Annotated in this window: 14 protein-coding genes; 4 read left to right on the top strand and 10 right to left on the bottom strand. The window is 46.1% G+C overall.

From position 1 onward, the window contains the following. Nucleotides 1-118 precede the first annotated feature (118 nt). Nucleotides 119-334, top strand: coding sequence for a hypothetical protein (locus tag OZ401_RS20595; RefSeq protein WP_341470405.1), 216 nt, complete (start codon nt 119-121; stop codon nt 332-334). 242 nt (nt 335-576) lie between these two features. Next, the gene (gene lon, locus OZ401_RS20590) at nt 577-3,183 is read left to right on the top strand and encodes an endopeptidase La (protein WP_341470404.1); all 2,607 of its coding nucleotides are present in this window, start codon (nt 577-579) and stop codon (nt 3,181-3,183) included. 126 nt (nt 3,184-3,309) lie between these two features. Here the strand turns inward: lon and OZ401_RS20585 are convergent, their stop codons facing one another. The 10 genes from OZ401_RS20585 to OZ401_RS20540 form a co-directional block, all read right to left on the bottom strand. Then, complete coding sequence (locus OZ401_RS20585; RefSeq protein ID WP_341470403.1) at nt 3,310-4,758, bottom strand: B12-binding domain-containing radical SAM protein; 1,449 nt, start codon at nt 4,756-4,758, stop codon at nt 3,310-3,312. Between the two features lie 163 nt (nt 4,759-4,921). Further along, a complete protein-coding gene (locus OZ401_RS20580; RefSeq protein WP_341470402.1) occupies nt 4,922-9,685 on the bottom strand; it encodes a PAS domain S-box protein in 4,764 nt (1,587 codons plus the stop codon). A gap of 569 nt (nt 9,686-10,254) precedes the next feature. Next, nucleotides 10,255-11,166, bottom strand: coding sequence for a dihydrodipicolinate synthase family protein (locus OZ401_RS20575; protein WP_341470401.1), 912 nt, complete (start codon nt 11,164-11,166; stop codon nt 10,255-10,257). Then, nucleotides 11,167-11,604, bottom strand: a complete 438-nt coding sequence (locus OZ401_RS20570; RefSeq protein WP_341470400.1) for a cupin domain-containing protein — start codon at nt 11,602-11,604, stop codon at nt 11,167-11,169. It abuts the gene before it with no gap. Nucleotides 11,605-11,764: 160 nt separating this feature from the next. After that, on the bottom strand, nt 11,765-12,718 hold the full coding sequence (locus OZ401_RS20565; RefSeq protein WP_341470399.1) for a hypothetical protein: 954 nt from the start codon (nt 12,716-12,718) through the stop codon (nt 11,765-11,767). Nucleotides 12,719-12,975: 257 nt separating this feature from the next. After that, nucleotides 12,976-13,776, bottom strand: a complete 801-nt coding sequence (gene tpiA, locus OZ401_RS20560; RefSeq protein WP_341470398.1) for a triose-phosphate isomerase — start codon at nt 13,774-13,776, stop codon at nt 12,976-12,978. Between the two features lie 86 nt (nt 13,777-13,862). Continuing rightward, nucleotides 13,863-15,044 carry a phosphoglycerate kinase gene (locus OZ401_RS20555; RefSeq protein ID WP_341470397.1) on the bottom strand — a complete coding sequence of 394 codons (1,182 nt, stop codon included), beginning with the start codon at nt 15,042-15,044 and terminating at the stop codon, nt 13,863-13,865. Between the two features lie 221 nt (nt 15,045-15,265). Then, nucleotides 15,266-15,940: a hypothetical protein gene (locus OZ401_RS20550; RefSeq protein ID WP_341470396.1), complete on the bottom strand. Its 675-nt coding sequence runs from the start codon at nt 15,938-15,940 to the stop codon at nt 15,266-15,268. 46 nt (nt 15,941-15,986) lie between these two features. Beyond that, a complete protein-coding gene (locus tag OZ401_RS20545; RefSeq protein WP_341470395.1) occupies nt 15,987-16,673 on the bottom strand; it encodes a hypothetical protein in 687 nt (228 codons plus the stop codon). Continuing rightward, nucleotides 16,670-16,951: a hypothetical protein gene (locus tag OZ401_RS20540; protein WP_341470394.1), complete on the bottom strand. Its 282-nt coding sequence runs from the start codon at nt 16,949-16,951 to the stop codon at nt 16,670-16,672. Before OZ401_RS20540 ends, OZ401_RS20545 begins: the two co-directional genes overlap by 4 nt. Before the next feature lie 232 nt (nt 16,952-17,183). On the opposite strand from OZ401_RS20540, the gene OZ401_RS20535 reads away from it, so the two are divergent. Both OZ401_RS20535 and OZ401_RS20530 read left to right on the top strand, forming a co-directional pair. Next, nucleotides 17,184-18,512 (top strand): glycosyltransferase family 4 protein, encoded by a 1,329-nt coding sequence (locus OZ401_RS20535; RefSeq protein WP_341470393.1) that lies wholly within the window; start codon nt 17,184-17,186, stop codon nt 18,510-18,512. A gap of 30 nt (nt 18,513-18,542) precedes the next feature. Then, nucleotides 18,543-20,108, top strand: a complete 1,566-nt coding sequence (locus tag OZ401_RS20530) for a response regulator (RefSeq protein ID WP_341470392.1) — start codon at nt 18,543-18,545, stop codon at nt 20,106-20,108. The last annotated feature ends 274 nt before the right edge of the window (nt 20,109-20,382 follow it).

Genomic DNA, 20,382 nt, shown 5'->3' with positions numbered 1-20,382 from the left:
TATCGGGTAGCGCCTTTTGACAAAAGCATAGTCTGCTGCTAATGTTGCACTAATTATGGAGTTGAGCACTTGGATTTGATCTGGTTAGACAAACTCTGATCAGAAACTGGAGTAGATAATGATTCGATCGAGAAACTATTGGTCATACAGCGCCGGACTCGCCATCGCTTGGGCGTTTGCACTCATCCTAGCGGTGCTGATTCGGGGTACCGAGAAAGCGCAGAGTTATGTCTATGTTTTTTTCGGCTTTTGGATTGGTTGGTTATCAACGACGATTGCTCGATACATCTATCCCCCGCCAAAGATTTGGGAGGCAAAACGCCGCCAGCAGTAACTGAACTGCACCCATTGCTTGAGCCTAGTCTTGTATGCTTATTACCCTTCCTTAACCCGATAACTAGCTTTATACCAGTTAGCATATGGGCATAATTATGATAAATAAGTTTCTTTTATTATTCATCTCCTATATAATATTGTGAGGATGAAATGATAAGTTGTAAGAAACGTTAGAACACCCTTACGTAATTACATATGCGTTTGCAATCGGTGAGGATTCGCGGCGCTAGAGGTAAAAAAATGAGTGACATCGAACAAGGGGAGCCGCCTCTTACTGAGGAAGAGCCGCAGAAAGAACCTAAAAAAGAAAATGAATTCCCCTTTATTCCCCTGAAAAATGTGGTAGTTTTCCCCGGTGTACCGGTAAAACTAGTTATAGGTTCGCGCAGTATGGTGGCGCTGGAAGAAGCGCAACAACATTATGGCGGGAGAATTGTGGTGGCGGCACAGCGCGAAAAGCCGCCTACCAATGACCTTGAGCCTCCTACTCCGGCTGATTACCGCAACGAACTGTATCGTGTCGGGACGTTGGTGACTATAACCAGCGTGCAGCGTCCCACCGAACCGAGCGGTACTACTGAAATCGGTGTAGAAGGGATAAACCGGGTAAAGATCACCCGCTTCCTGCCCCTAAGTGCGCATCCAAACCGGGTGCAATTGGTAGAATCGGTAAATCTGCCAGAGATAAATGTACCCTACTCGCCCCAAATTGAAGGCATGATGCGTCATGCCAAAGAATTATTCAACCAGCTAGCCGGGTTGAACAGCCGTATTAGTCCCGAATCGCTCGAATACGCTTCTGGTATTCGCTCTTCCGGCTACCTAGCGGATTACATCGCGGCTCATTTACCTAAAGCCTCTAGCGAACGTATTGTGCCGGAAAAGCAGCCTATTCTGGAAGAAGTGAATGTAGAAGAACGGCTCAACCAGATTTGCGTGATACTCGCTACAGAAATTGAATTGTTGGAACTGGATGGGCGTATTCGCAACAAAGTACGCCAGCAGATTGACAAGAACCAGCGCGAGTTTTACCTGCGCGAACAGCTAAAAGCCATCCACGATGAACTATCGGGCGAGTCCGGTAACGAGATTCTGGAAATTCGCAAGAAGATTGAAGAAAAGAATCTTCCCTTCGATATTACCGACAAGATGTTAAAAGAACTAAATCGGCTTGAACGCATGAGCAGTGTTTCGCCGGAAAGCAACGTGGTACGCACCTACTTGGATTGGGTGTTGGCGCTGCCTTGGAACGAGTCTACCGATGACAATCTTGATGTAGTGCATGCTGCGTCTGTGTTGGATGCCGACCACTACGGGCTGGAAAAAGTTAAAGATCGTATTCTCGAATTTTTGGCAGTCCGTCAATTGACTTCCAAGGCGGAAAAACGGATGAAAGGCCCGATTTTGTGCCTCGCGGGTCCTCCGGGCGTGGGCAAAACCAGCCTCGGACAGAGCATTGCTCGTGCCATGGGACGCAAGTTTGTACGTATCAGTTTGGGGGGGGTGCGTGACGAAGCAGAGGTTAGAGGGCATCGCCGCACTTACGTGGGCGCACTGCCCGGTCGTCTGATTGCTGCCCTCAAGCAAGCGGGAACGCGCAACCCGGTAATGCTGTTGGATGAAGTGGACAAGATGAGCAGCGATTTCAGGGGCGACCCTACCGCTGCCCTCTTGGAAGTGCTTGACCCTGAGCAGAACGGTACTTTTGTCGATCACTATATCGACTTGCCTTTCGATCTCTCTGAGGTGTTGTTCATTACCACTGCCAACTACGTGCCGAATATTCCGCGCCCGCTGTTGGATCGCATGGAATTGATTGAAATCGGTGGTTATACCGAAGAAGAGAAGTTGCAAATCGGGCGGCGTTTCTTGCTTACCAAGCAATTGGAAGCGCACGCGCTTGAATCCAGTGCGCTGCAAATTTCTGAGAAAATGATGCGCACTATCATTCGCAACTACACGCGGGAGGCAGGCGTGCGCAACCTAGAACGCCGCCTCGCTACGGTGTGCCGCAAAACCGCCCGTTTGATGGTGGAAGGCAAAGTTAAGCGGTTGGCGTTAAGCCAGCACTATCTTGAGCAATTTTTGGGTATCCCATATTTCGCTATGACTCCCGAAGTAGGGCATAACCAAATCGGTATCGCCTTGGGCTTAGGCGTAACCGGACACGGTGGGGAAATTCTTCCGGTGGAAGTTGTCACTATGCCGGGACGGGGCAATCTGATTGTCACCGGGCGATTGGGCGAAGTGATGCAAGAATCGGCGAAAGCAGCGTTGAGCTATGCAAAGAGTCGCAGCAAGGAACTAGGCATTGATGTAGCGGCGTTGGAAAAGCTCGATTTGCACATCCATCTGCCCGAAGGCGCAACCCCTAAAGATGGCCCAAGCGCGGGTATTACCATTGCTGTGGCGCTTATTTCCGCGCTCAGCCATCGCCGGGTGCGCACCGACACCGCAATGACCGGGGAAATTACTCTGCGCGGGCGTGTATTGCCCATCGGCGGTTTGAAAGATAAATCGCTGGCGGCGCATCGTGCCGGAATAAAGCGCATCATCACTTCTGCTGATAACAGGCGCGATGTGCCGGAACTACCCAAAATCGTGCTTAAAGACTTGGAATGGATCTGGGTTGATAGCATGGATGAGGTAATGCGCGAGGTGTTTGTAGTAGAGGATATACCACCTGCTCTTATCGAAAAGGTGGAAGAGAGCTTGCCGATGGCAGCGGCTGAACCCACTGCAATTCATCAAAATTCGAAGGATTCAAAAGTTCCGATTAATTCTGAGTTGTCGGAGCAGATTTTACCGACACAAGAACCGCCTATCGCCAATAGCGAAGGGAATTAACCAAATTAAAACGCCCCTAAAAGCAGGGGCGTTTTTTTATTACAAAGATTCAGTTTCAAAGGGATTCAGGAAGGGCGCATCGTAATGCGCCCGATTTTAGCTGGAGTGAATGAATACCCTTGAAAATTAGTTACTAGAAATGAATCTTGACCAAGGTTTTTTGTCAAAAAGATTAGGCAGCGTGCCGAAAACGTACTTTGGTCGCGTGTAGTACATTGCCATCATCCGGCGGTGCGCAAATTCCAATTCATCTTTGGTCAGGTTATCCAGTTTCATAACGCTGTGATACACATCGTAATGATGCCAATCGCGGTCAAAAATCCTATCCTGATATTTGTCCCAATCCACTGTACCTACGTAAGGGGTTAGGATATTCATCCACATCATTTCCGGATTTAATTCCAGCAGATAGGCAAAGTTTTCGTTGATAGTCTCATGGGTTTCAAAAGTATGCCCCACAATGGTAGAAGCCAGTGATATGATTCCGGCTTTCTTGAGAACTTTGACCGCCTCGAAGTTATTATCTACGGTGGCTTTTTTACCCATTGATTTCAAGGCTACGCTACTCATGCTTTCAACCCCTAGCAGAATTGCTTCACAGCCCGCCTTCTGCATCATTTCTGCCATATCGGGGTTCTTGGCAATTGAGTCGCATGAACATTGGCAAGTCCAAGTAAACTTGAGATTTCTTCGCAGCACTTCTTCGCAGAAAGCCATTGTACGTTTGTAATTGATACTGAAATTATCGTCCACGAAGAACATATTGCTAAAACCGAGCTTCAGGGCGATTTCCACTTCCTTGAGCAGGCTCTCAGGGCTACGGGCGCGATATTTAGCCCCGTTAACCGCGCTGACGATACAGAATGAGCAGGCATAAGGGCAACCCCGGCTTCCCATTATCTGGAATTGCGGCTTACCAAGCTTGCCTGCCTGATTGAAGGAAGTTTTCTGGTACAGGTTGAGATTCTTGAGGATACTGTGGTCGGGGAAAGGCAGCGAGTCAAGGTCATTAATCCACGGTCGCGCCGGATTATTCACCACTACCTTTTCTTTTTTGTTATACCAGCTAATCCCTTTGATGTCGGTTGGGTTGCAACCCTCTTTTTGGGATAAAGCGTTAACCAAATCCACGATGGTTACTTCGCCTTCTCCACGAACGATAAAATCCACTACACCACTCTTGAGGGTATTTTCAACATCAAAAGTGACATGGTTACCGCCCATTATCACCACTTTCCCCAGTTTCTTAGCCGTCCTAGCAATTTCCATTGCTTCTGGATAGCGCACTGTATCGGTTGTGATACCGACAATATGGGCAGACGAAGGGATTGTAAGCGGATCACCTGATTTCACATCACAAATGGTCACTATATGCCCGGCTTCTTTCAGCATAGTAGCCGGATAAAGTAAACCCAAAGGAATGGTGTTGAAGGTTATTAGCTTAGCAAAGCTCTTTGTTATGGGCGGCGCGGGGGGATTAATAAAGTGTACATGCAACTTGCGGGCAGGTTTTGACACTTCGCTCAGTTGTTCAGCCAGTGTAGCACTGACATAATGAGTATGCACGGTATTCACTCCAGGTTCGGATTTTCCTACCTAAATGTAATTGTCGTTTAAATAACAAATGTTTCCGTAGATAAGCACATTGTTATTATAGCAAGATTGATTAAGTATGGTTGTAGTAGCCAATACAGATTTGGAAAATGTTCTGATATTCCCCTAGTTTGAAGCGTAAGTTTTATAGGTGCTTGTTGAGCACTTCCCGCACTCTATTTAATAAAATTGTTGGGGTGAAGGGTTTCTGAATAAATTCGGCTTTGCCCTTGATAACCACCTGTTCGACCATCTCGTTACTGTAGCCGGACATCAACATTAACTTTATTTTCGGGAAATGTTTCCGCACATAGTCAATCAGTTCTAGCCCGCCCATTTCGGGCATCACCACATCGCTGATCAGTAAATGGATTTCTCCGACGTATTGGCGGCAAATATCCAATGCTTCTTTGCCATTAGCTGCTTCCAGTACTTTAAATCCCTTTTTAACCAGCACCGTATATGACAAGCGCCGCACCAAATCTTCATCTTCAACTAATAAGATGGTTTCTGAGCCTACTTTTGTTGAGTCAACCTCTGGGTGTGTCGGTTCATAGTTTCCACTGCTCTCGAAACGTGGCAGATAAATCTGAAAAGTAGTGCCTGCCCCACGCTGGCTATCGACTAGAATCATTCCCTCACTCTGTCGGATAATGCCGTACACGGTTGCCAGCCCAAGCCCTGTCCCTTTTCCAAGCTCTTTGGTGGTAAAGAAAGGCTCGAAAATATGATCGAGAACCTCCTTATCCATGCCAATTCCGTTATCAGTTACGGTAATCAGCACATAAGGTCCTTGCTTTAATTCGCTATGAAGCTCTGTCAGCGTTGCGTCAACTTCGATATTGCTGGTTTCTAACACTAGTTTTCCGCCATTTAACATTGCATCTCTGGCATTGACCACCAAATTCAGGATGACCTGTTCTATTTGAACCGGGTCGGCTTTTATTCTGCCCAAATCTGGGTCAAGATTCTCAATCAAAATAATATCTTCGCCAATCAGGCGCCGCAACATCCGATCCAGTTCTTGGATTATAGCGTTCAAATCCATTAATTTAGGCTGAAGCATTTGGCGACGACTGAAAGCCAGCAATTGGCGTGTCAGAGAAGCCGCTCTATTTGCGGCATTTTCGATTTCAAGCAAATTGCTACGGTTTGAATTGTTTTCTGGTAAGGTAATGCTCAACAGATTTGCGTAGCCGATGATCGCTGTCAGGATGTTGTTAAAGTCATGCGCTATTCCTCCCGCCAACCGTCCCACCGACTCCAGTTTTTGCGCCTGAAAGAGCGCTTCTTGGCTTTTCACAAGCGCAATTTGGGCTTCTTTTAGGCTGGTTATATCGCGAGCGATAGTAAGTACCGAAACAATCTCTCCTGCTTCGTTATATTCTGGCACTATTCGCGCTTGGTAATATACTTCGCCTTTGGTGGGAGAAGGATAGGAAAACTCTACTACCGCTTCTTTGCCGGTTTCGAGGGTAGAATTAATGGCATTGTAAATTATTTCTTTATCGTTCGGACTAAAAGCCTGTTCTGCAACGCCAGTACCTAATAGCGTTTCGGCGGGACGATTTATAATCGGTTCACTAGCCGGGTTTACATAAAGATATAAACCCTGTGTATCCAGACGTGCGATAATATCGGGCGAATTTTCGACCAGCGCTTTATACTCTTGCTCTCGTTGACGTAGCGCAAGCTCGGCTTTCTTTCGCTCGGTAATGTCACGGGCAGAACGCAACACATAGCGGCAATTACCGCTCTCATCCAGCACTGGTACGATGGTGGCTTCCCCGTATAAAGTTTGCCCTAACGGTTTCAATGAATATTCGTATTGGTGGGGTTTGCGCGACTCAATTGCTTGGCGGAAATGCCCCAACTCATTTTCAATATAGTCAACCCCTACACCCGAAGCATAGTGTAGAACTTTCCAATCCTTGCCGATAATATCCTCTATGGTAACTTGAGGTTCGACACTGTGAATTACCTTTAAAATGCTCTGATTAACAAAAACAATAGCGTCTGGAATGCCATCCTTAACTTCATACAGTTCAATCATATCCGAGGTGTTACTTAAAATCAGCGATAAGCGTACTTCACTTTCGCGCCGGGCTTGTTCCGCCAACCGCTTTTCGGTAATATCATGGGAAGACCATAGTAAGAAGCGACATTCCCCCATTTCGTCTAGAACAGGCACTAACTGCGCTTCGCCGTAGTATTGGCTATTACCTAGCTGATTATAATGTTCGTATAATAGCGGCTTTTTAGCGCGTATAACCTGACGATACTGTTGGATTTCGCTTTCATTTTCTTCCTCGTTTATACTAAGCACTTGGGAGAAAAATGATGCTAGGTTTTGCCCGACAATATCTGCTTCAGTTACATCAAGGTTAAGACTCCTAAGCGCCTTGATATAACTTTTGTTTACACTGAGTATGCGTCCGGGTTGATCGCCGTTAACCTCAATTAAAGCCATTGCATCGGAAGTATTATCATAGATTAATGCTAAGCGTGCTTCACTAAGGTGTAAGGCTTCTGTGGCTTTCTTACGTGCATCTATATCATCAATTATCGCTATGTTGTAGTCGGGTGAACCGTTAAAGCCGGCTATTAATGTTACACTGACAAAAACCCAAACGGGCGAGCCATCCTTGCGAATATAGCGCTTTTCAAGGCTGTAGTTGAAGCTTTCACCGTTTTGCACTTGTTCGATATATTTTTTTTCTACTTCATAATCTTCCGCAACGGTTAGTTCCTCGGTACTCATATTGAGTATTTCTTGTGCGCTGTAGCCGGTTATATCGCAGAAACGCTGGTTAGTATCTAAAAATTTGCGATTCAAATCTGAAATTGTGATACCTACCGACGCATTTTCAAAAACAACTCTGAAACGCTCATCGCTTTTTTGGCGCTCTTCTTGCGCCGTTTTTATTTCGGTTATATCGTTAATGAGGGACAAAACCCGCCTAACACCCCCTAGCTCTATCAGTTCATAATAAGCCAGTACATGGCGGATTTCACCGCTTTTAATTCGGTAGGTATTTTCAAATTGGCGGAGATAGCCCCGATTAACCAAAATATTACCAACCTGCACTCTTAGCTCAGGTTGCGCCCAAACTGCAAGCTCTTCTGAAGTTCGCCCGATACATTCTTCGCGGGTGAAGCCGAAAAGTTGGAGTGCGCTAGGGTTAATATCTAGTATTTCTCCATCTTCAGGATTGGTGATTATTGTTGCAACCGGGCTGCAATCGAAGATTTTGGAAAATTTCTCTTCCGATTTACGCAACGCCTTTTCTACTTGTTTGCGTTCGGTGATGTCATTCAGAATCGACAGCACTCTTATTTTGCCATCTAGTTCAATTAGATCGAAAAAAGCAATAGTATTGCGAATTTCGCCGCTTTTAGTGCGGTAATCATTGTCAAGATGATAAAAATAACCTTGTTTTTCTACTAGTTGTACTACCTTGCTTCGGAGTTCAGGATTAACCCAAATACCTAGTTCACTGACGGTATGTTCGACAAATTCCTCTTTGGCGTATCCGAAAAACTCAAGGGATTTTTGATTAGCGTCTAGGAGAAGCCCATCTTCTAGCGTTGAGATAGTTATCGGCATAGGGCTGGCATTAAAGATTTTGGAGAATTTTTCTTCCGATTTACGCAATGCCTCTTCGGCTTTTAAGCGTTCGGTAATATCACGGGTGATACCTAGAATCCCCTTAAAATTACCTTCTGTGTCATACATTATGCTGGTTGAAGCCTCTGTCCAAACGGTGCTGCCATCTTTGCAAGGTTGCTCTAATTTATTTAATCCTTTCTTAATTTTGCCTTCTTGCGCCAACTTGATAGATTCTATTACACCTTGCTGAGCAATTTTGGCAGATTCTGGGGTTAGGGCTTCATCTATGGTTTGTCGCAAAACCTCTTCTGGGGTATAGCCTCTGAGTTGTAGCACGGAAGGGCTTACATAAGTAAACTGTCCTTTACTATTCATCGTCCAGATAACATCGTTGGAATTATCCGCGACAAGCCGGAAACGTTCCTCGCTCTCTTGCAAGGCAATTTCTGATTGTTTGCGTTTGGTTATATCGTAGGTGATACCTACTACCTTGGTGGGTATTCCATTTTTATCGTAAAAGCAGCACCCGCTCGATTCAAGCCAGTGGATTGAGCCGTCTTTCCACCTGATCTGATAATCTGCCTGAAAATCCTCGTGATTTGCAACCGACTTTTCATAGATTAGCTTTGTTCGCTGGTAGTCTTCCGGCGGGGTGAAGTCACTAGGACTACTCCCGCTTGCTTCAAATTCTTCGCGAGTAGTGCCGTAGAGTTCATACAAATAATCTGACCAGCTTATTTCAAGCGAAGGGAGTTGAAATTCCCAAACCCCTGCCTTTGCCGCTTTGAGGGCGAGGTCAAACTGCTCGTTTTTGTGCTTTAAGGCTTCTTCCAGTTGTTTGCGTTCGGTGATGTCAATTGCCGCACCCACCCCGCCGATGACATTTCCCTGCTCATCCTTCAGGGCATTCCCATGAAATTCGTACCAGCCATTGCGCATCCTTATGATTTCTTTATCGTTACCCAGCATGAAGCGTTGTAAAATATCCCTTACCAACTCTGTTTCTGTAGCGCCGTGCATCTCATAGATGGCTTTGCCTTTTAAGTCTTCTGTCTTCAGGTTTAACTGTTCTAACCCTTTGCCTTTTGCTATTGAGATATTCCCATTTTGGTCATGTGCATAGACAAATATAGGTAAATTATTGATGATGGTATTCAAAAACTGGTTGGTTTGCCGGAGTTCAGCTTCGCGTTCAAGCAACGCACGTTCGGTTTGTTCCAGTTCGGCTACTTTGGCACGTAGGCGTTCTAATTCTTCTTCGTGCTGGCTCAGCTTATGTTCTGTGACGCTATCTTTCATGGGTACTGTCGCTTTCGACTGTCTTAATTTATACCACTGTGTTTGTACTACGGGAGAGAGATTCTTTAGTAACAAAAATAAACGCTATCCAAACGGTTGAGCTACTGCAGGTCGCTTGTTCCAACATTTAGATAGCGGTTAGATTTTTGCATATATAATCCCTAGTTAGCTATGTATTGCTATATATAAATGTAATTATAGCAAATTAAAGCTGCTAAAAAAAAGACATTAGCTAAATTTAATGGGAAAGAAATCGTCCCCTATAAAACGGTTCTCAAAGGGGTTTAGGTAAGGGCGTATCGGGATGCGCTCACCTTGGGTGGCGCAAATCTTGTGGATTGGGCAATCGTGGGAAGGGCGGTTCACACCCTCTACGGGTTAATTTTCTTGGAAGAGGTCAGGTTGAAAATGGAAAAACCGCCCTTGCACTTGCCCTGATATTACGCGACACTTTATTGAAGATTATCTATAAAAATGATTGCCCAGAGAGCGGCTGTGCATCCCGCCGCAACGAAAATGCCCAGCACTATCCCCCACGCAACCACGTTAACTAAATCGCTCATTGCAAACTACTTCATTGATTCAATAGTTCCATCAATTTCACTTGCGGCGGCGGCGTTTAGCGGTAATAGTGGAGGACGTACTGCGCCACCATACATGCCGAGCTTATCCATCGCGTATTTCAAGCCCGCGACCCCGAAACGGGTTGTGACTGCGGCGTTGGCAGCGAGTACCTGCAATTGCACTTGCTGCGCTTCTTCCAAATGCCCACTCCGAAAGTAATTATAAATATCGAGGCATTGTTGGGGCGCAATATTTGCCAGCGCCGCTACACCTCCCATTCCGCCTACCGCCAGCGTGGGCAACAGGAACGAAGCAGAGCCTGCCAATATCGCAAAATCTAGCTTGCGCACCGCTACGCCTTGCACCAACTCGCCGATTTTAACCAGATTCCCTGAGCTTTCCTTCAACCCGATAATATTGGGATGCGCCGCAAGCTTGAGTATGGTATCTACGCTCATGTCGATTCCGGCGTAAGCGGGCATATTATAAAGCACTATCGGGATGGTTGAAGCTTCGGCGAGGGCAGTAAAATGCGCCACCATCGCCTCTCCGGTCATAGCATTTTTATAGTAACCGGGCGTAATTACTATTGCTACATCAGCCCCGTTTTCCGCCGCCGCGCGGGTTAGGCGAATAGTAGCGCGGGTGGATTCCGTGCCTGTTCCGGCTACCAACAGCTTATCCGAGGGTATAGATTCACGCGCGGCGGCAATTGCTGCCAGCTTTTCAGATTCTTCTAAATATACATATTCGCCGTTGCTGCCCAGAATCACAAATCCGGTCAGCCCAAAGCGGTTCAGGCTATCGAGATTTTCACGCAGCTTTCCTAATGCCACTTCACCCTGTGCATCGAAAGGGGTAGGTAAGGGCGGCATTACCCCTGCTAGACTCGCCGGAGTGATATTCTTTACGGTCATTTACTTTTGCTCCTGCTCACTAACTTGTAAGCCGCTTACCTCATGTCCATGTGTAGTCTTGAACATGGCAATGTAATCTTCTCTAATCGGACCGAAAATATCGAGGGTAAGACAAGGTTTATCGCCGATACTCCGGGCGGCATGTAAAACTCCGCCGGGCGCAAGGTATATATCACCTTTGGTTACGCGCTTACCATTTTCCTCAGCCAGTCCACCGATATAGAAAATAAACTCGCCTTCCAGCACCGTACCCATCTGCTCGTGAGGATGGCTGTGGAGTGGCACCAACGCACCGGGTTCGAGGGTGACAAAGCTCATCATCACGTTTTCACCGGAGAAAAGCTGCATTTTAATGCCTTGTGCCAGTTCGACAGATTTTATATCTTCAAGGCAATAAAACCCTGCGGCGGCTTTTAGACTTTCCTGCTTTTCGCTCATATATTTATCCTCATTAATAAACTAGGGTTTTTTAGTAACTATTCACCTCCTACCCCCTCAAGGGGGAAAGAGAGGAGGAAGTAAAGGGGACACCCCTGAGAACCCCGCTCGGAGTTTCTAGGTCTATTTTTCCTAGCTGAATAGGTACGATTTTTAGTAACTATTCTATATCGCGAATGCCGGGTTTGAGTGGTATTAGAAAAGCAATTACCAGCGCTACTCCAAGACTAATCCAGTCCCAGTAATGTAGAATCTGCTGCTTTGCCAGCATATCCTGAAATTCTACCCAACTTACGAATTTTAGGTTGTTGATACCGATAATAGAGGTGTAAAGGCAAAAACCAAAAGTTACCAATGTAGCCAGCATTGCTGCCAACATCACCAAAATACCTTCACGATTCTCACTGCCGGAACGGGCGCTAACGCCCACTAAAAAGCCCACCATTGCAAAGCTTACCATTAGAACTTGCCGTGTAATTAGGGAGGCTATTCCAAAAAGCACCGCGCATAAAGCGCCGAAAATTACTCCTACCAGAAAGCCCATTGCCGCATGGGAGAGAGTACCGGGGGCAGAGTAAATTTGTTGTAGCGAAATGGTGCTGGCACACTCGTAGCAAATTTTTTTGCTTGAACCCAAGAATCCTTTAATGGTTACCGAGGTTGCCAGCGGCTTGATTTGGCGACAATTTGGGCAGGTAAAATTGCCCTCATAGTGGACGTTGCTGGGGCGCGGTTCGGTGATGCCATAACTACTGGTAACCGTAGAACTGGCAAGCGAATCCATATTTACAGGCTGGCGGGGCAATCTTAAAGACTGGAAAGACGGTGGAACATCTATCTGTTGTGGATTACTTGCTTCAGGGATTGAAGCCATTTCAGGAAAGGGCGGTCTGGGTATTGTCCACAAATCATCAGGGTTATTGGGCGAGGGTTTGTAATTCTCGTCAAAAATACTTGGCGGTAGGCTAACTTGAAGCTCATCTTGCTCTTCTAGCAGACGCGCTAAACTCTGGAGTGTTCCAGAAGTTGCGTTATGAGTCAGGAGTGGCTTTCCGCAATTGGCACAATCTGTTGCTTCGGCTTTATTTTTAAATCCGCAATAAATGCAAAACATCTTGTTGCTTCGCTGTAATAAAATACAACGGGCGCAGGGTGGAAACCCCTGCCCCGTCAAAAGCTGCACAATCGCAACTACTCAGCCCTTGAGACGAATTAATGAAAAGGGGTGTAACCCTACGGGTTCATACCCTTTCAGGGCACAGGCAGGCACGGGAAATTCCCCGCCGGGGTCATAGGGGTGTCCCCTATAACTCCTCCTTCTCTCCCTTCCCCCTTGAGGGGGTTAGGGGGTGAATAGTTACGCACAATCCCTTATTTGCGGGCAGTCACCTCAAGGGTAGTTGCCACAATCTGTACGAAATCGTTAGCCTTCAGGCTTGCGCCACCCACCAACGCCCCATCAACTTCAGGCTGGCTTAAATACTCGGCGATATTCTTCGCGTTTACGCTACCGCCATACTGGATACGTACCACATTTGCCAATTCTGCATCGTAAAGCTCGGTTAGTATCTTGCGGATATGCGCGGATATGGTATTGGCGTATTCGCCGTTAGCCGCTTTACCTGTTCCGATTGCCCAAATAGGTTCATAGGCAATAACTGCGGTGCTTGCGTCTTGGCGACTAATGCCCTCAAACGCGCCGCGCACTTGCCGCTCTACCACTTCTTGAGCTTGCCCGGCTTCATTTTGCGCCAGATTTTCGCCTACCGCAATAATCGGGGTGATGTCATGCTTAAAGGCGGCTTTGACCTTACGATTTACATCGGCATCGGTTTCCCCAAATAGGGTACGCCTTTCGCTATGCCCGATTATAACGTAATCGCAAAACTCGCGGAGCATGAGCGGAGAAACCTCGCCGGTAAATGCGCCTTCCTCTTCCCAGTACATATTCTGCGCGCCCAATTTTATTTCTGTATCTTCCAGCAACTCTGTCTGAACGGCAAAGAGCGCCAGAAAAGGCGGGCAAAGTACCACCTCAACTCCTTCAAACGAGTCGAGGTCATCCATCATATCTTCTACTAAATCAAGTGCTTCGTCAACAGTTTTATTCATTTTCCAGTTACCGGCGATTATAGGAGTGCGTTTGCTGGTACTGGACCTGTTAATCTGCAAAATATTTCCTCCATAGGCAGGGTATAAACCCTATGCTTTATGCTAGAATAACCCCTTTCCCCCAAAAGGAAAAGGGGCAAGACGTACTATTTATCGTTGAGAGCCTCTACACCGGGTAAAATTCGCCCCTCAAGAAATTCAAGGCTTGCGCCGCCGCCGGTGCTGATATGAGTCATTTTGTCTGCCAAACCGCTTTGCTCAACTGCTGCCACGCTCTCACCGCCACCGATGATGGTCGTGCCATCCACTTCTGCCAAGGCTTGCGCTACTGCGGTCGTGCCTTTGGCAAAAGCTTCAAACTCGAATACGCCCATAGGCCCGTTCCAGATTATTGTTTTGGCATCTTTCAGACGCGCTTTGTAATCTGCTACGGCGGCGGGCCCAATATCGAGAATACGGGTGCCTGCTGCTACTTTGTCGGGGGTAGTAATGCTGTAATTTGCATCCGGTGCGAAGCGATCTGCTGCCACCACATCTGTCGGAAGCACGATTCGCGCACCTTCTGGGCTATTCAGCAATTCCTTAGCCAGTTCTACTTTGTCATTTTCCACCAGCGAATCGGCTACATCGTAGCCCTTCGCTTTAAAGAAGGTGTTAGCCATACCGCCACCGATGAGCAGGGTATCAACCTTAACGCGGGTGAGCAGGTTCTGAATTACGCCGATTTTGTCCGAAACTTTCGCGCCGCCCAGAATCGCGATCAACGGGCGCGTGGGGTTGGAAAGCGCGCCGCCCATGATTTCGAGTTCTTTTTGCATCAGATAGCCCGCTACACTCTCGCTGATGTAGTGGGTTACGCCTTCGGTGCTGGCGTGGGCGCGATGGGCAGTGCCGAAAGCATCGTTCACATACACATCCCCTAGCGCGGCGAGTTGCTTGGCAAAGTCAGGGTTGTTCTTTTCTTCTTCTGGATGAAAGCGCAAGTTCTCCAGCAACGCTACATCCCCATCCTTGAGGGCATTTACCGCTGCTTCTACTTCCGCGCCCACACAATCATCAAGTTTGGTCACGGGCTTACCGAGCAGTTCGGCAAGGTGGGTGGCAATTGGGGTCAGGCGCAATTTTTCATCCACCCCTTTTGGTCTGCCAAGGTGCGACATCAAAATCACTTTCGCCCCTTTTCCCGCCAAATAATTAATTGTGGGTATGGCAGAGCGAATGCGAGTGTCGTCGGTAATCTGTCCATTTTCCAACGGCACGTTGAAATCCACGCGCACCAGTACACGTTTCCCGCTGACAACTACATCTTCGATAGTTTTTTTGTTCATAATAACTGACCCATCCTTGTTTACATAATTACTTTAAGCTACTAATTTACTGCGGGTGACAACCTGAGTATTCACGTTACTCAGTATTTATTACTACAAGCTTTGTCAAACTTCATTTATAGGGTGGCGCTGAGAATAAGTTCCTATAAGCTGAAAACTTTTGAAACTTTGAGATAATCGACTTTCATTGTACTTTAAAATTGATTTGTGACAATATTGCCTCAATTATCGTTTGATTTGGCATTTTTCAACACTTCCACAATTTTCTCAAACCCACCGGGACAATTTCTGGGGCTGATTATGACATTCCTAGTGTTTTTAAGCTTGTAGAAATTGCTCAACTTGGGAAATGTTCCAAGCCAAGGTTTTTCCCAGCGCATAAGGATTATAAGTGCGTTTCGGTTTATAGCTTTTTCGACTAAGTGAAAGCTATATTCTTGTGATGGAATACGTTTATATTTTTGAAAATTTGCAGCTCTTATTGAGTGATAGGGAAAATATTCAACACAGAATATATTATTAGCCACAGTTTTTTGATCAGAGCAAGAAATGACAGGTCTTAACTTTTTTGTCCACCAACTATAACCACCTGAACCCGCTGCCTTTGGATTTAATAGGTAAAAGCTGTGGTCAGAAGGGGCGTGAACTAAATTTCCTTTGGTTAGCTGGGCAAATTCTGGTTTTTGATACCAAAATAAATCAATATCGCTATAACCGGGATTGCCATTAAGTAAGACTATCGGTGCATCAGGATTTCCCATAAATGGTTCGGGAAATAACTCATCGTGAATAAAATGATCGGTGCGAGCAATTTTATTGAATTGTTCAATCCTCTCCCGGTCACCGGATAGTATGTAAGGCTTATCATTAGGTAATTCAGTCCAAGGATTATTCATAGTAGAGTACATTTATCCTTTGCCCTTAGCCGGGAACAAGCATAAGTCAATTATCGTTTGCTTTGGCATTTTTCAACACATCCACAATCTTCTCAAACCCACCGGGACAATTTCCGGGGCTGATTATGACATTCCTACTGGTATTAAGCCTGTAGATATTGTCATAAGTATTCAACTGGGGAAATGTACCAAGCCAAGAATTTTTCCAGCGCATGAGGATTATATGTGCGTTTCGGTTTATGGCTTTTTCGACAAGGTGAAAGCTATATTCTTGTGAAGGAATACGTTTATATTTTTGAAAATTCGCAGCTCTTATTGAGTGATATGGAAAATATTCAACGCAGAATATATTATTAGCCACAGTTTTTTGATCAGAGCAAGAAATTACTGGTTTTAACTTTTTCATCCACCAACTATAACCGCCTGAACCCTCTGCCTTTGGATTTAATAGGTAAAAGCTGTGGTCAGAAGGGGCGTGAACTAAATTTCCTTTTGTTAGCCGAGCAAATTCTGGTTTTTGATACCAAAATAAATCATTATCGCTATGACCACTGGGATTACCATTAAGCAGGACTATCGGCGCATCCGGATTTCCCATAAATGGTTCGGGTAGCATTTCATGATGAATAAAATGATCGGTGCGAGCAATTTTATTGAATTGTTCAATCATCTCCCGGTCACTGGCTAGTATGTAGGGCTTATCATTAGGTAATTCAGTCCAAGGATTATTCATAGCAGGGTACATTTATCCTTTGTCTTTAGCCGAGAATTAGCACAACTCAAAGCCTGATCGGTATCGTGGGAAACAGGTATAGCAACCGGGTTGGCAAATCGGAAATTAAATTTATAATGCTGGTAAATATCAAAAAGTTGGAAATAGGCGGCTTTTAAAGGGTCGATCAGACCAAACGCAGCCAATGTTAAAACTGCATCCGGGGGAGTTACTACTCGAAATTTCAAGGTTTGGCGACCGTTTCGCCCCAATCCGATAATACCCATGCCGCTGGGCATTGAGGGGATCTCCTTTCCACGGTTTCCGGGTAGAGGAGTAGCTATTAATAGGTAGCGAAAGCTAAGTTAGTGTTCTTATTTCAATTATTATAGCATGTGCTTAAGCTCTTAGCCAAATGCTGGTTTGCGCCTGACTTTACCATAGTGTAATATAGCGATGATTGCTTTAAAGCTCACAGGTTATTGTTTACGGTTGATAGCCGAAGAGCCAGAAAAGGGGAATAGGAAACTCTTGCCTTATAAAGTATTGATGGTTGCGCCCACATCGTTTTTTTACGATAACGGCTGCCACGTACGCATCCTTGAAGAAATACGCGCTTTGCAAGAGGGTGGTCACCAGATTACTGTGTGTACCTACCATATGGGAAACAATATAGATGGTGTCGATGTTCAACGTAGTCTCGATGTACCGTGGAAGCGGGGCGCACAGGTAGGCAGCAGCCGCCACAAAATTTACTTCGATGCTGTTCTCGCCTTGAAGAGCTTTCAGGTTGCTCTTCGCCAGAAGCCCGATATAATCCACGCCCATCTGCATGAAGGGGCGCTAATCGGTGGCATGCTCAAGCTTTTGAAATTCGGGCGCATGCCGTTGGTTTTCGATTTTCAGGGCAGTATGACCAGCGAAATGGTAGATCATCATTTCCTCAATCCGGAAGGCTTTTTCTACAAACCGGCGGTTAAGCTGGAAAACTTTATCAACCATCTCCCCGATTTGATTATTACCAGCACTTATAATTCGGCAAACATCTTAAAAAATAAGTTCGGGATAAACCCAGAACAGGTTATTACGCTGACCGACCGGGTAAATAGCAATATCTTCAAGCCTTATACCTCGCCGGAAGAGCGGGAAATCGCGGAACACACTCGCCGCGAACTAAATATACCACCGGGCAAGAAAGTGGTAATTTATTTGGGAGTGCTTGCGCCCTATCAGGGTACGGATCATTTGCTTGAAGCTGCCGCCATGCTTAAGCATGAAGCGCCCGACTTGCATTTCGTAATCATGGGCTATCCCGGTGTTGATAGTTATCGCGAATTGGCAAATTATTTGGGCTTGGGCGACAGAGTAATTTTTCCGGGTAGGATTCCCTATCAAGAAGCGGCGCGAATGCTTTCAATCGGCGATATAGCGGTCGCGCCCAAGATGTCGGCGACTGAGGGCGCGGGCAAGATTACTAATTATATGGCGATGGGCATTCCCACAGTAGCCTTTGATACCCCGGTTAGCCGCGAGTTGATGGGTGAAGATGGTATCTACGCCAAATATGGGGATGCACGTTCACTGGCAGATAATATTAAAATGCTGGCACAGAACGAGAGCTTGCGGCAGGTTCTAGCGCAAAAGCTTCGCGCCCGCGCACTTACTGAAATGAGTTGGAAGCAAGGGCGTGAACAGCTTGAAGGGATTTACGATAGGGCAATAAGCCGCTACCGGAAAAACGAACAGCAAACGGCAAGCAGTAGCGCAAATGGTTCTAAACTAAACTTCTCAGCAGATAGCAGTAGTGAGACAATTAGTGGTAAAATGTTAGAAAGAGGCGAAGCTTCAACTTCACTATGAGTTTAAAGTGGGGAAGTGTTAGGTTAAACAATGGCAGATGAGCTTATTCTAGTCGTTGATGATGAGGAAATAATCAGGAAACAAGCTGAGGCGGTCTTACGCAAAGCCGGTTTCCGCGTTTTAACTGCCCCTGATGGAAAATCTGCACTGGAATTGATAAAGCAGCAGCCTTTCGCTTTGATGCTTTCCGATATTCGCATGCCCGATATGGATGGTCTCCAGCTTTTTACCAGCGCTCGTAAGCTTGTGCCTGATTTGATAGCGGTGTTGATGACTGCACACGGTACGATTGATGTTGTAATCAAAGCGATGCAACTAGGTGTTCAGGGCTTTTTGCAAAAACCGTTTGCCTCCTCCGAATTAGAGCGCGTAATTAACGATGCGCTAGACAAAAGCCATATAGCGCAAGAAGCAATGCGTTTGCGGGTGCTTTCCCCACTGCTAGAAGCCCGCAAAATGCTGATGAGCGATTTTGATCTTACTGCTTTCTTTAGCTCGGTAGTGGAAGTTACTGCCCGCGAGTCTACCACCGATTATTGCGCGATATACCTTGCCGATTCAGCCGAAAGCGCTTTGCAAGCCGTCGCGGTTCATACTAATCTTGAAGCTACCCGCTATTTTTCAGGGCGTAGTTTTCCTGCCGATAAACTTGCGGCACGTTGTGTAGAGTTAAAACGCACGGTGGTGTTACGGCGTAGCAATACTACAGAAGCCAGCGCAGATGACACAGTACCCGGCGTGGTTATGGCTGTGCCATTGCTACTAGGAGGCAAAGTGGAAGGCGCTTTGTTGTTAGGGCGCGCCTCTCTAGAAAAAACTTTTGCGCAGGGTGAACGCGAATTATTCGAGATATTCGCCGGACAATTGGCAACGTTGGTGGATAACCGCCGTCTCTTTGAGACACTGAGCAAGCGGGAAGAACGTTTGCGTGGTTTTCTTGGGAAATTTGTTTCCATTCAGGAAGAAGAGCGCAAAAACATTTCAAATCATATTCAAGAGGGGATAATTCCGGCGCTGATTAGCAGCAGACAAGCTTTGCAGAATTATCTGGGAAAAGTACATTCGCCCTCGAATCAGGAATTACTTCATGCCGAGCAACGCCTGAAAGAAATATTGGGTGAAGCTAAAAATCTTGTGCAAACCCTGCGACCCACCGAGTTGGACGAGTATGGTTTGAGCGCGGCTGTTCGCCGTTATGTCCGTGAAATCTCAGCCGATCCCGGCATCGAACCAAAGCCAACCTTTCACCTTGAAGGTTCAGAAGCGCCTCGTATGGGTAGTGCGGTCGAAACCGCCTTATACCGCACCTTTCAAGAAGCCCTTAATAATGCTTGCAAACATGCTAAAGGTTACCCGATTAGCGTCCTGTTTAGGGTTGAAAAAAGCCGTAATAATAGCCATAAAATCACCATTGAAATCAGTGATCAGGGTAAAGGCTTTAATACCGGGGCGCTGGTCAGCGGTGAAATGGGCAGGCAAACCGGAATGGTTTTGATGCAGGAACGCATGGCGGTTATCGGCGGCACTTGTGAAATACGCTCTACTCCCGGTAGAGGCACGGTCGTTGTTCTTACCTACGATACCGATATCCTTTAAATTATTTGTTTTCCTATCATTTAACTCAACATTGCCTGTAGTAGCGCTATTTTAGATTTGCAAATTTCAATATAGAAACCTCGAAAATTTACCCTCTGGAAAGATTCCCTCAATTGAGGCTAATCCCCCTCACGACTCACTTTATTGATTACGCTTATGTAATATATTAGTAAAATTGATTGCATCAACCTCATTTGCCCTGTAAAATTATGCAAAAGGGTTAAGTTAATTAGAAGTAAAAACCAACCATATTTTATTTACCAAATTTTAACAT

The organism is Candidatus Chlorohelix allophototropha (assembly GCF_030389965.1).
Taxonomy (GTDB): Bacteria; Chloroflexota; Chloroflexia; order Chloroheliales; family Chloroheliaceae; genus Chlorohelix; species Chlorohelix allophototropha.
Note: the sequence above shows the minus strand (reverse complement) of the source record. Positions and strands in the feature narration are given on the sequence as shown.